The organism is Pseudomonas frederiksbergensis (assembly GCF_035751725.1).
Classification (GTDB): domain Bacteria; phylum Pseudomonadota; class Gammaproteobacteria; order Pseudomonadales; family Pseudomonadaceae; genus Aquipseudomonas; species Aquipseudomonas frederiksbergensis_A.
The window spans coordinates 4800326-4813428 of the sequence record NZ_CP142104.1 but is presented as its reverse complement, the minus strand read 5'-3'; the positions used below and the strand labels follow the sequence as shown (position 1 = coordinate 4813428).

5 protein-coding genes and 1 pseudogene are annotated in these 13103 nt (G+C 53.8%); 5 read left to right on the top strand and 1 reads right to left on the bottom strand.

Going from position 1 to position 13103, the window contains the following annotated elements:
• The first annotated feature begins 21 nt into the window (after positions 1–21).
• A complete protein-coding gene (gene guaA, locus VQ575_RS21515) occupies positions 22–1599 on the top strand; it encodes a glutamine-hydrolyzing GMP synthase (protein ID WP_039592095.1) in 1578 nt (525 codons plus the stop codon).
• A 710-nt stretch (positions 1600–2309) separates the two neighbouring features.
• Positions 2310–3623: a hypothetical protein gene (locus VQ575_RS21510; protein ID WP_325918380.1), complete on the top strand. Its 1314-nt coding sequence runs from the start codon at positions 2310–2312 to the stop codon at positions 3621–3623.
• A gap of 373 nt (positions 3624–3996) precedes the next feature.
• On the opposite strand, the gene VQ575_RS21505 is transcribed toward VQ575_RS21510, so the two are convergent.
• The gene (locus VQ575_RS21505; RefSeq protein ID WP_325918378.1) at positions 3997–10518 is read right to left on the bottom strand and encodes an RHS repeat-associated core domain-containing protein; all 6522 of its coding nucleotides are present in this window, start codon (positions 10516–10518) and stop codon (positions 3997–3999) included.
• Between the two features lie 286 nt (positions 10519–10804).
• On the opposite strand from VQ575_RS21505, the pseudogene VQ575_RS21500 reads away from it, so the two are divergent.
• The 3 genes and pseudogenes from VQ575_RS21500 to tadA form a co-directional block, all read left to right on the top strand.
• Positions 10805–11059: pseudogene (locus tag VQ575_RS21500) on the top strand (DUF6632 domain-containing protein); the annotation flags it as partial.
• Positions 11060–11204: 145 nt separating this feature from the next.
• Positions 11205–12581, top strand: coding sequence for a multicopper oxidase family protein (locus tag VQ575_RS21495; protein WP_198725776.1), 1377 nt, complete (start codon positions 11205–11207; stop codon positions 12579–12581).
• Entirely contained in the window at positions 12581–13078 is a 498-nt protein-coding gene (gene tadA / locus VQ575_RS21490; RefSeq protein ID WP_039592082.1) for a tRNA adenosine(34) deaminase TadA, read from the top strand. Before VQ575_RS21495 ends, tadA begins: the two co-directional genes overlap by 1 nt.
• Positions 13079–13103: the final 25 nt, after the last annotated feature.

The following is a 13103-nucleotide window of genomic DNA, read 5'->3' as shown; positions in this document are numbered from 1 at the left end:
TTCACTACATGAGAATGAGTCATGGCCCTCGACATTCACGCTCACCGCATCCTGATCCTCGACTTCGGTTCCCAGTACACCCAGCTGATCGCCCGCCGCGTGCGTGAAATCGGCGTGTACTGCGAATTGCATCCGTTCGACATGGATGATGAAGCGATTCGCGAATTCGCGCCTAAAGGCGTCATCCTCGCCGGCGGCCCGGAGTCCGTGCACGAAGCCGACAGCCCGCGCTGCCCCCAAGCCGTGTTCGACCTGGACGTGCCGGTCTTCGGTATCTGCTACGGCATGCAAACCATGGCGGAACAGCTGGGCGGCAAGGTCGAAGGTTCGGACTTGCGCGAGTTCGGTTACGCCCGCGTCGACGTGGTCGGCAAGAGCCGCCTGTTGGACGGCATCGAGGATCATATCGACGCCGACGGCCTGTTCGGCCTCGACGTGTGGATGAGCCACGGTGACAAGGTCACCAAGATGCCGGAAGACTTCCACATCCTGGCCAGCACCCCGAGCTGCCCGATTGCCGGCATGTTCAACGACGACCGTCGCTACTACGGCGTGCAGTTCCACCCGGAAGTGACCCACACCAAGCAGGGCGGCCGTATCCTGTCGCGCTTCATCCTCGACATCTGCGGGTGCGAAGCCCTCTGGACGCCGTCGAAGATCGCTGAAGACGCCATTGCCCAGGTGCGTGCCCAGGTCGGCACCGACAATGTGCTGCTGGGCCTGTCCGGCGGCGTTGACTCCTCGGTGGTTGCCGCATTGCTGCACAAGGCCATCGGCGACCAGCTGACTTGCGTATTCGTCGACAACGGCCTGCTGCGCCTGCACGAAGGCGAGCAAGTGATGGCCATGTTCGCCGAGAACATGGGCGTCAAGGTGATCCGCGCCAATGCCGAAGAGCAATTCTTGAACAACCTGGCCGGCGAGTCCGACCCGGAGAAGAAGCGCAAGATCATCGGCCGTACCTTCATCGACGTGTTCGATGCCGAATCCTGCAAGCTGGACAACATCAAGTACCTGGCCCAAGGCACCATCTACCCCGACGTGATCGAGTCGGCCGGCGCCAAGAGCGGCAAGGCCCACGTGATCAAGTCCCACCACAACGTAGGTGGCCTGCCGGAAGAGATGAACCTCAAGCTGGTCGAGCCGCTGCGCGAATTGTTCAAGGACGAAGTGCGTCGCCTCGGCCTGGAACTGGGCCTGCCGTACGACATGGTCTACCGCCACCCATTCCCGGGCCCGGGCCTGGGCGTGCGGATCCTCGGTGAAGTGAAAAAGGAATACGCCGACCTGCTGCGTCGCGCCGACCACATCTTCATCGAAGAACTGCGCAAGGCCGACTGGTACCACAAGGTCAGCCAGGCGTTCGTGGTGTTCCAGCCAGTGAAATCGGTGGGCGTGGTCGGCGACGGCCGTCGCTACGCCTGGGTCGTCGCACTGCGCGCCGTGGAAACCATCGACTTCATGACCGCTCGCTGGGCACACCTGCCGTACGAGCTGCTGGAAACCGTTTCCGGGCGGATCATCAATGAAATCGAAGGTATCTCGCGCGTGACGTATGACGTGTCGAGCAAGCCGCCGGCGACGATTGAGTGGGAGTGAAATCGGGTCCTCCCGGGGACTATCGCAGGCTATCGAAGCAGGCGTATTAATTAAAAAAGATACGTCGCGATAAACTATCGATAGCTATCGCGGGCCAGCAGATAGGTTGGCGGTAGGAACCGGAGGCCGGATTAAGGCCCTCTCGTTTATTATCCAGACCAAACCGGTCTTTGACGGTAAGTGTTTCCTCGGGAAAGCTTGATTTATGCGGCTTTCCCAGCACTCCGCTACGATTACGGTCTCAACGGGCGCCGAGAGGCGCTGACTTTTGGCCGCTACGACCCGCAGATATTTCGCTGGCACTCGCCAGCGAAAAGCTGAGCGACGCCAAGAAGGCCGTCGCCCTGACAAGTCCCCCTCTCTTGAAAAACAACGCGAATAGCGCCGCCTAATCCGCCGCCAAGACCTTCGGTGAAATGACCAAAAAGTTGCTGGTGGGTGCTCGCATGGCCTACGGCACCTAGGTGATGGGTAAGAGCATAGTGTGAGATAGGATGGCTTTACTTTTTTGAGTCGCGGTGCTAGACGTTCGGAAGAGGGGCTCGATATATAATCCTCTCTCGATGACTTGGATGGCTATTATGAGGCGATGCAAGTCGAACGTAACCGGACCCTAGCCCATCCATTCTGTGGGGCACTTCTGAAGTCGCTGGATCAACAATAAGCGTGAATGTCGGTCAGGTAACAAACCTTCCAAAGGAGTGACCGACATGTCTATGTCTATAAATGAACCTGCATCACCCAACGCTGGCGAGCTTGATCCTGGCTTCAATGGAGGCGCGATACTCCCGCTTTTGGGGCAGGCCGCTATGGATGTGGCCCTCAGCCCCACGGGCAAGATCTACGTGGCGGGCAACACAACGCTGGGTAGTGACAGCGAATATCTGATTTGGGCGCTGAACACCGATGGTACGGCCGATCAAAGTTTCAATGGTGGAGTGCCTGTCCATTGGCTGTTCACGCCCGACACGGAATCGACCAGTAATTCGGACCGGATTTCTGTACTGCCGGACGGCAAGATCCTGATCCTTGGCCGGACGCTAGTCAATAGATCTCAAATGTATTTCGGGCTGGCCCGCTACCATCCAGACGGCACGCTGGACCGTTCATTTGGCATGAACGGAATTTCGGTTCCGATCCACGGCTACGATGATGTAACGCTGGTCAAGAATTTCCCACGCATGGCCGACACCCCCAAAATCGCCTACCAACGAGCCTCGTTATTCGTGCGCGACGGGCGCTACTACATTGCTGGGGCCGCTCTCAGGCCAAGTAATGGCAGAGCTGTAATACTACTCGTGTGCCTGGACGATAGCGGCCACCTGGCGCAGGACTTCGGCCATAAAGGGACTGCGGTTATCGAGCATCCCGAGCATTATCTGGACGCGCCCGTCATTTTGGTAACACCTCAGGGGTACCTCTATGTGGCGGGGCGAATCATTGGCTTGGAATCGCACCATTACAAGTTGTGGGTTCGCATGCACTTGGATGGTCGCGTCGATTCAAGCTTCGGCTCGGATGGCTTTGTCTATGATACGGAAGGCGGCTACGGTGGCTATGGGTCTTACGAAGCCGTCGCGCTGCAAGCCAGTCTGAAACCTCTCGGTGTCGGCTTTGGTTTGCACCCTGATGCGGCGGTGGGCTACGCAATGATGACAAGCATTGATAATGATGGCGCGAGCGATCCGGATTTCAATGATGGTGAGCCCGTCCTGACACCTATTGTTCCCGCGTCGTATTGGGCAGATTGCATGATCCAGTCGGACGGGCGTATCGTGACTTGCGGCCCGGTCCTATATCAGGACGACGAAGATCACCGGGAATGTGCTGTCGGGCGCTACTTACCGGACGGAAGTCTGGATACCGGCTTCGGTAACCATAACGGCTGGACGCAAATGAGGCTCGGGCGGACAGTTGAAGACTTGGCATTAGCGGTGCAGCCAGACAATGCCATTGTTGTGGTTGGTAATCAATTTGACGCGGATCTTCGTTCGCAGCCCTTTGTCCTGCGGTTGAAGGGGTAGCTTGTAAAAAGTTTGTACATGACAAGGTCAAGTCGGATAGTACGGGGCGGTCCTACGGCGTATTTCAGGTAGTTGGCGCGTCAATCGTTTAGCTATGCCGCTATGCCGCTATGCCGCTATGCCGCTATGGCTCGGCGCTCAGTTTCGCTCAGCGCGGTGCTTAGCACCCAGGCCGACGTCCATCGCGCTGTCCCGTCGGCCAAATTGATCGAAGTCGCGCCTGATTTGGTTGGGCTGACCGACGTTGCTGAGATCATAGGTGTGTCTCGGCAGAATATGCGCAAGCTGATGTTGGCTCATCCAAGCGTCTTCCCTTTGATGCGGCGCTAAGCCTGAAGGTCGATTATTCGGCCTTCAGGCTGTGTTGTCGCTTCTATTTTTTCGGGAAATAATGAGGTTTATAACGGAAATTTGAATGTTCCAATGTATTAGGAGAGTACGGATTGGTTTTATAAACTTTATGAGTGATTTCTTTAGCGTAGAGTTCCCGTATTTGATCCGCCGGAAATTTTTTGAACATTTTTTCCGTCATAGACGTCGATGAATGATTCATAGAAACAGGCCCCTCAAAGGCCTTGATGTTACGTTTTATTAATCGTTGAAAGTTAGCAGCAAATGAATCGACACCGCCGTTGGCAGAAAAACATACCAACAGACGGACATTAGCGTACTTAGAAGGGTCAATATTCTTGCTTCGTAGGAGTTTTAGCAGATCATCAGCGAATAGCTTCGCGTTGTTGAATACAATGCAGGACGGCACGTCGAGAAGTCTTTCTCCTTTATTGAGGTCGAGGCCGTGTGCCGCGATATTCAGGCGATCCAGACCTTTATAGCGATCGACAAATGTGTGTATTTCATTGCCTATCTGCTCCAGCTCCCGCATGGTGCCGCCCATTGTAACTATTCCACGCGTGCTGCTTCGAGCCATGACCTTCGGCATGCCCTTATAGATGGCGCCCCTCGCAGCCCCGGCAAACTTTCCGGGAGTGATAAGGCCTGTACCGATCGACAGTGCATCGAAAACGGTCGAGAGTTCCGGGTTGCTATCAGAAGTCGCTGCCGCGGCGATTCCGAACCCTGCTGAGACAGCTGCCAGTCCCGTCATTGCTGCCGCTACACCCATGGAACCGCCTCCAGTAAACGGGGCCAGCGCCACACCGATGCCGCCCATGAGGATAGCTTGCGCGACCTGATTATAAATAAGAGGTTGATGCGGCATGATCAGATATTTGCGCGCTACTTCGGCCTGACCTGTAGGGTCGCTGAAGTTAATTGGGTCGTTACCGCAATAGACATAGCCATTGATGCCACCTTCCTCGAACGGACTGGATTCATCGTGGGTTAGGAAACAATGGCTTATCGTACTATAGCTGCGTGCCCCGTTGCCCAGATGATAGAGGCCAGAAGTGCGGTCCAATGGCTCGCCATTAAAGCCGAGCCAGCTTCTGTTTTTCCAATTGTCATGGCGATAGCCGAACGGAGTATAGGCGAAGTGGGTAAATGACTGGTTTAGTGGATCGTAGCTGGCCAACAAATTACCCCGTGCATCTAGAATTTCGAAACTACTGGAGAATTCGCTTGTTCCTCCGTCAGGCTTCAGTTCCTGCTCCATAAGTCGGCAGGCAGCACTGCGATTTAGAAGTATTGAAGTCCTTGAGTATAAAACATTATTGTCATGGAATTGTCCTTGTCTAGCATATTGGTACTGTCCATTATAAAAGTAGCGTTCATAATAGTCGGAACCTTCACAAGCGCTTTGACGGCCCAGGGAGTCGTAAAGGTAGGTGTACTGTTGTTGAGGTTGCACGCGATTTATTAAATTGCCTGCGGCGTCATAGTTGCAAGTTGCTCCTTGCTGGTCTTTGATTTGCTGTCCTAGTGAGTCGTAGTCCAGATTGGTTGTAGAGTTCGGTGTGTTGATGGTTCTTAGTTGTGTGCCGTCAGCAGTGCTGTATTCATATGTGTACTTCACGTTGCCTGTATCTGAGTAGCTTGTATATTCGGTGATTCCGCCCAGAGCATTATAGTGAAAGTCTTGAGCGGTCAGCAGATTGTTATGAGCGTCTGTAGGTCTTACTGGTCCAGTGCAAACATAACTGTATAGCCGTTTGTTTAGGTCATATGTGAACACTTCCTGGCGCAACAAATTATTGTTAAGAATGACGCTGGTTTTGTCGAGGCGGCCTTCCTTGTCGTAAGTTTGTGAGATCAAAAGCGTGGAATCATTTACTTTGAAAATGCGTTGTGTTTCGCGATCTTGATCGTCGTAAGTATAAGTGGTCTGCATTGTCGTGTTTTGACTATTATCGGTCACATACTCCTCTTTGAGTCGCTGCGCACTGTCATAGATGAGCTTTCTTTCAACTTTGCTACTCGTGGATTGGCTAAGTCTTCCAAAATTGTCGTAATAATGCTCTGTAAGATTGCCATAAATATCTGCCTCGGAAAGTATTGCTCCCCTTAAGGAGTGGGTGTAAGTCGCAGTTTTAGGCTCTCTGAAAGCGGCATGTACGTTATTGCTCGGTGTGTTGAACTCGGTGAGTGTCCCAGTAGTGGCGTCGTAGCTCGAGGTTATAATAAAGGAGCTGCTCAGTGGTGGTTGTGAGCTTGTATAACCTATCGGCGAACTGCCGTTATAGAAAACACTTAAGCTACGGCCTCCGGTGTAGATGTCTGTGACTCGCTCAAGCCCATCTATCTGGCGTTTTCCAAGCTTGTAAATAGCACCGTCCGAAGGCGTCGTAACGGATATGTCTGTGGCAACGGAGGAGATGATGGTCGGCGTATAGCCGCTTCTAATTATCATGTCATTGCAGGTTCTGCTGGTCATTCTGCCACGCGCATCGTAACCGTATTTTATGGTCGGATTATCGGAAGGTATTTCCTCGCTGATATACCCAAAGGCGTCGTAGGTGTATGTGCATGACTTATATTCAGATCCTTGAGGAGTTTTAAAGCTGATTTTTCCAACTTTTCCAAATGTATTGTATGAGCTGGTGACAATGCCGCTTGAGCTACCATCCGGGTATTTTCGCCACTGCGTTAGGGTTTGGTCCTTGAGTGATATCTGCGCATATTGTATGCCGGCGCCCACGGTTTCTCTGGATAGTGGGTTACCCCAATCGTCATAGGTCAACTTCACCAGTCGGTCGATCAGCAGCGCTCCGTCGGGAGCATAATCATATTCCCTGATGGAGGTTTCTTGATCTTGGAGGTTGTAGCCAATATCAGTGAGCCGTTTCCATGTTGAGGTCGGAGCATGCCAGGTTTCTGTGTAAATCAACCGGTCCAGTGCGTCATAAGCCTCTCGGACCTGCTCATTATCAGGATAGATGGTCTGGACAGTATGACCGGCCCCGTTAAACTCATGGATATAACGAGTTTCTCGGCGTAGTTGAGCGTCTTGGGCGAAGTCAATCTGAGCGGTCAGACGGTTGAGTGAATCATAGTGATATTCGGTTTTGTTACCTAAAACATCAATGGCATTGAGCAATTTCCCTGTCGTCGTCGAGGTGATGCTTTGTGTTGTCTGAGTGATTTCACCACTAGTTGTTTCTTGATAGGTAGTCAGTTGATCATTATAAAGGCTGTAACTGAACATGGTTCGCTGTTCGGTGGAAGGGATGATTTGCCCTCCTGCGTTCAGCGCATGTTTAGAGGCGGAGACTAGTTTTCCAAAGCCAGCATTGTCGCTAGGATCTTCGCCATAAAGTGCCGTTTCCAAAAACATAGAAGCTTCTTGATACTGAGAAAGACTAATAAAATCTTGGGTGATGGGTCTTAGGATAGTCAGTTTTTGGTACGGCAGGAGGGCTCGGTCTGTGATTTCATTAGTTTTAACAGCGTAAGAGCGATATGCGTAAAATGTCCATTGTAAATCTACTCGCGCCCCATTGATAATTTGATAGCTTCTCTCAGATTCCAAGTAGGAGTTGAAGTAGTTAGGGTCTCCATCTGTGCCAATGGGAACAGGTAGCTTATATTTTTGCTGTATATCATCTTTCTGAGGGGAGAGTATGTCTTCAATTTCATAAAGTCTGGACCAAGTGAAACCAAACTCGCCCACTGCTTGTTGGACCAGGCCGTATAGTGTCAAATTATCTATCGCCCAGTTTATTTTGTGACCGACCCAGCCGAAAACCTTTTCTGTCCAGCCCGAGTCTGCGGGAGGATCGAAGCCAACCTCATATTTACCTGCGGGCCTTCTAGAGGTGTCGACCTTAGGGTCTCCTCGGTAATACGTATAGTCAGTTGTGATGTTGTTCTCGGTTCTGCTGGATAAATTGCCGTTCTTATCAAATGTCAGGGTTGATTTTATTTCGGGGCTTAAGCCTGTTGCGCTCATGTGATATATCGATGTTTCCAGTGCTTCTTCGGTGTTTTTAAATAAGGTAAGTATCGTGTTTTCAGAGTTGCTGTTGAAGTTCGTTGTGATGCTTTTTAGAGCGTAATTTTCATCATATTCGAAGATGCTTGTTTTTACTTGTTCGGCGACAGTTTGCACGGTCGTACGGGGGTTAGGGGTGTATTCGTAATGGTAGGTCGTCGTGCTGGATATATCTGTGGGTATGCTATCTTTCTTTACAGTGACTCTATTGGCTTTGGCATACGTTAATTCAGTGGTTAGACCGCAAGAGTCAATTATGGACATGAGTTTGAACGTGTCAGGCGTTCCAGTTCCAGGTGTAGTACTGTAGGTGAATGTCTTTTTGAATGGTTGAGTTTCGTCTGTGGATAGTCTGATCTCTGTCAGTTGGTTATCTTTAATTTCTAATACGTGGCTTTGGTTCCGTCCGCTGCCGCCGAATACTTCGATGCTTACTGAGTCTGCGATGTAGTTAATCATGAAAAGTGTTTGTTGTTCATCGGCAACGGTGGTTAAGCGAGGAGCGTAATAGTTGGTCGAGACGTTGTGCATTTCCCAAGATAGTGTTAATGCAAAGCCCAGCTTGGTTAGTATTTTTTGGGGTACTAGGTAAAAGTAGTCTCGATTATCTATGGTGGTAGAGTTGGACCGAAACGGGGTGAGTATCTCGGTAGTCCCGTCGGATCTTACTATCTTCAAGCCTTTAGATAGGTCGTTGAAAGATAGCGGCGTTATTTTTTGATGTGCTGTATAAGTCGCGACATTGATATCGGTAGATGATATGTCTAGGGTAAGTTCGATTTTTTTGGATTCGTTTCCTATGAAGAGCTCTCCTGTGCAGGAATTTTTTTCTTTGGATACACGGCAATACGTAAGATTGAAAGCCCAACTGCCAAAATCGATAAAACGTTCTGCTGAATAAAATAGTTCAAAATCCAGGGCGGGGCCGCGCCCTGCGTTCCCAACAAGAGAGGCAATGGGTAGTGAAGTGTAAAACTGACCTGTGAGTGGGTTTACGCCTTCTGTTTCCAGATTTCGATTGGAAAATAGAGCAGGTAACGATTCCCACTCCGAGGACACAACGTTGAATGTAACGCTATCGCTAGAGTAATCCCAGCGCTTTGGTGTGCCTTCCCGTGCAAATACAGTGTGTTTTCCTATTGGTAGGGGAAAGTCGACATTAATGGCCCAGGTTTTCTGATTTGGCATTAAAGTCGTACGGGCAATCCGGGTTCCTCCGGCATCTATCACCTCCAAGTTTCTTAAGTTGTCGTATCCATTGCTGGGTACGCATGTTCCGCTAATGATCGGTTTGCGCGACGTGCCTACTTCTGATTGTGGCGAGGTGATTTTGAGTGTCGTCGCTGTTTCGGGTTGAACGGTGTAATGGACGTTGTCCGTCCACGGCGAGCTTTGTCCTTTCAACACCTGTTGGGCGATGACCGCATAGGTCCCGTCGGGTCTTGCGACATTGGCGATTGACCAGTTGTTCGTGGCATCGACGTAAACGTCGTCTTCGTCGTAGCGCACCGCCCCTCCTGGTGCAAAGGCTCGGATCTTGGCATGAGGGGTGGCTGTGCCGCTGATGGTGAACGGTGAGGTTACGTTGTTGGCCGGCGCGTTGATGAGGGGGGCATTGGTAATGGGAAATGCCATCGCAGCGGGTTGAACGGTGTAATGCACCTCGTCTGTCCACGGCGAGCTTTGGCCATTCAACGACTGTTGAGCGACGACCGCATAGGTCCCGTCGGTTCTAGCGACATCGGCGATTGACCAATTGCCAGCGGCATCGGCGTAAACATTGTCATCGTCGTAGCGCGCCGCCCCCCCTGGGGTATAGACCTGGATCTTGGCATGAGGTGTGGCTGTGCCGCTGATGGTAAACGGTGAAATGACGGCGTGGGCCGGCGCATTTACGAGTGGGGCGTTGGTGATGGGAAATGACGCCGCAGCGGGTTGAACGGTGTAATAAACCTCGTCCGTCCACGGCGAGCTTTGGCCATTCAACGACTGTTGAGCGACAACCGCATAGGCCCCGTCGGTTCTAGCGACATCGGCGATTGACCAATTGCCAGCGGCATCGGCGTAAACATTGTCATCGTCGTAGCGCGCCGCACCTCCTGGGGTATAGACCTGTATCTTGGCATGAGGCGTGGCTGTGCCGCTGATGGTGAATGGTGAAGTGACGGCATTGGTCGGCGCGTTGATGAGGGGGGCATTGGTGATGGGAAATGCCGCCGCAGCGGGTTGAACGGTGTAATGAACCTCGTCCGTCCACCTTGAGCTTTTACCATTCAACAACTGTTGAGCGATGACCGCATAGGTCCCGTCAGTTCTTGTGACATCGGTGATTGACCAGTTGCCAGCGGCATCGGCGTAAACGTCGTCATCGTCGTAGCGCACCGCCCCCCCTGGGGCAAAGGCCTGGATCTTGGCATAAGGACTGGCTGTGCCGCTGATGGTGAATGGTGAAGTGACGGCGTTGGCCGGCGCATTGATGAGGGGGGCGTTGGTGATAGGAAAGTTCATGCTGTTTTTCTCGCGGCCCAGACTGATTGGAGTTCTGCTGAAGTGCGCTTCCACAAGAAAGCTTTCAGAAATGGACGGGAAGCGGCACTGGTAGAGGTGCTTCTTCTGCCGGTATGCAAGCGATGCTAGGGGTAGGTATTTCCACTGCCCACTGTCAGAGTTGACAGTGGCGACCAACGGTGACGTGCGTCTTATGCTTGCTGCTGCCCATTGCAGCGGAGGCCACCCTGTAACGGGAAGTCCCCATGAGCTCGTCGCCTTGCGCATCCTTTTGATCGATTATCCGATGATGGTCGTCGGCATCTACGCGACGCTTGGCGTGTTACTGCTGAGGGCGTCCCGCGATCCAATGAAGCACATGAGCCTGATCTGGTTCACCGTGTGGTAGAGCGTCGTGCATGGGGCGATCATGGCCGTGCAGTCTTTGGGCGCTGGGATGGACGACGCGTCGCACTGCGGGCACTTGCTCGGCGATGTGCCTGTCTTGTCCATCGTCGCGGCGGCGCTGGCCTTTTTTACGCCTCGCGGTGTAAGCGCGCTGACCGCTCGATTCATTCTTCTGTCGGCAAATAACCACCACACGTTTTTTTCATCTTGGTTTCCTTACCGTTTCTCATCTGCGGGTGTATCGTATTCGCCTTTTGCGGGCCTACCGGTCCGTCGCAGATCCAGAGGTAGTCGCGTTCATGTCCTTTACCCGTCGCCAAATACTCGGTGGCCTGGCCGGTCTTGTTGTCGTTGGTGTGGGCGCAGGCGGCGCGTCGCGGTATTGGTTGGGCAAGATGGCCGACGCCGAGGCCGGTCACGACTACGAATTGATCGCAGCACCTCTGGATGTCGAGTTGGTGGCCGGGCACAAGACCCAAGCCTGGGCGTTTGGCCCTTCGGCGCCGGGTACCGAACTACGGGTGCGCCAGGGCGAATGGCTGCGGGTACGCTTCATCAACCACCTGCCGGTCGCGACCACCATTCACTGGCATGGCATCCGCTTGCCGCTGGAAATGGACGGGGTGCCGTACGTCTCGCAACTGCCGGTATTGCCGGGTGAGTATTTCGATTACAAATTCCGCGTGCCGGACGCCGGCAGCTATTGGTATCACCCCCATGTCAACAGCAGTGAAGAGCTCGGGCGTGGGCTGGTGGGGCCACTGATCATCGAAGAACGTGAGCCCACGGGTTTCAAGTACGAACAGACCCTGAGCCTCAAGAGCTGGCACGTCGATGAGCAGGGCGAGTTTGTCGCGTTCAGCATTCCCCGTGAGGCGGCGCGTGGTGGAACGGCCGGACGGCTGTCGACCATCAACGGTGTGCCGCAAGCGGTGATTGACCTGCCGGCCGGGCAGATCACTCGGGTGCGCTTGCTCAACCTCGATAACACCCTGACTTACCGTATCAACATCCCCGGCGTTGAAGCGCAGATCTATGCGCTGGATGGCAATCCCATCGAACCGCGCCCGCTGGGCAAGGAATACTGGCTTGGCCCGGGCATGCGCATTTGCCTGGCGATCAAGGCGCCGCCGGCCGGTGAAGAGTTGTCACTGCGCAACGGCCCGGTGCGCCTGGGGACGCTGCGTTCGGTGCCTAACAATGACGCGCCGACCCCATGGCCGCCAGCGCTGCCGCCCAACCCTGTGGCCGAGCCGGACCTGGCCAATGCCGAGAAACTCAACTTCAATTTCGAATGGGTCGGCTCGGTGTCGGTCAATGTCGACAATGGCAAGCCGCCGAGCCTGTGGCAGATCAACGGCAAGGCCTGGGACATCACCGACAAGACCTGCGCCGACCGGCCGATCGCCACGCTGAAAAAAGGCCAGAGCTACATTTTCGAATTGAAGAACATGACCCAGTACCAGCACCCGATCCATCTGCACGGCATGAGTTTTAAGGTCATCGCCTCGAACCGGCACAAAGTCGTGCCGTACTTCACCGACACCTACTTGCTGGGCAAGAACGAGCGGGCGCAGGTGGCGCTGGTGGCGGATAATCCGGGCGTGTGGATGTTCCACTGCCATGTGATCGACCACATGGAAACCGGCCTGATGGCCGCCATCGAGGTCGCGTGATGCGCCAGATTCGCCCTGCCAGGATCATCGACCGCAGCCGTGACCAGGACTTCATGCGCGAAGCCCTGGCCCTCGCCGAACAGGGTGCGGCCCTGGGCGAAGTGCCGGTGGGCGCGGTGCTGGTGCAGGACGGCGAAATCATTGGCCGCGGCTTCAATTGCCCGATCAGCGGCCACGATCCCAGCGCCCACGCGGAAATGGTCGCGATCCGTGCCGCCGCCCAGGCGCTGAGCAACTACCGTCTGCCGGGCAGCACGCTCTACGTCACGTTGGAACCGTGCAGCATGTGCGCGGGCCTGATCGTTCATTCACGTATCGCCCGGGTCGTCTATGGCGCCCTGGAGCCCAAGGCTGGGATTGTGCAGAGCCAGGGGCAGTTTTTCAGCCAGGGCTTCCTGAACCATCGGGTGATATTCGAGGGTGGGGTGCTGGCTGAAGAGTGCAGTACGGTACTCAGTGAGTTTTTCAAGGCCAGGCGAGCCAAGCCTTCAGGCTGAACGCATACCCTGTGGCCTCGGATGG

What these genes read in the sequence shown, in the direction of transcription:
- guaA (WP_039592095.1), top strand. Translation starts at nt 22, where the DNA reads ATGGCCCTCGACATTCACGCTCACCGCATCCTGATCCTCGACTTCGGT.
- VQ575_RS21510 (WP_325918380.1), top strand. Translation starts at nt 2,310, where the DNA reads ATGTCTATGTCTATAAATGAACCTGCATCACCCAACGCTGGCGAGCTT.
- VQ575_RS21505 (WP_325918378.1), bottom strand. Translation starts at nt 10,518, where the DNA reads ATGAACTTTCCTATCACCAACGCCCCCCTCATCAATGCGCCGGCCAAC.
- VQ575_RS21495 (WP_198725776.1), top strand. Translation starts at nt 11,205, where the DNA reads ATGTCCTTTACCCGTCGCCAAATACTCGGTGGCCTGGCCGGTCTTGTT.
- tadA (WP_039592082.1), top strand. Translation starts at nt 12,581, where the DNA reads ATGCGCCAGATTCGCCCTGCCAGGATCATCGACCGCAGCCGTGACCAG.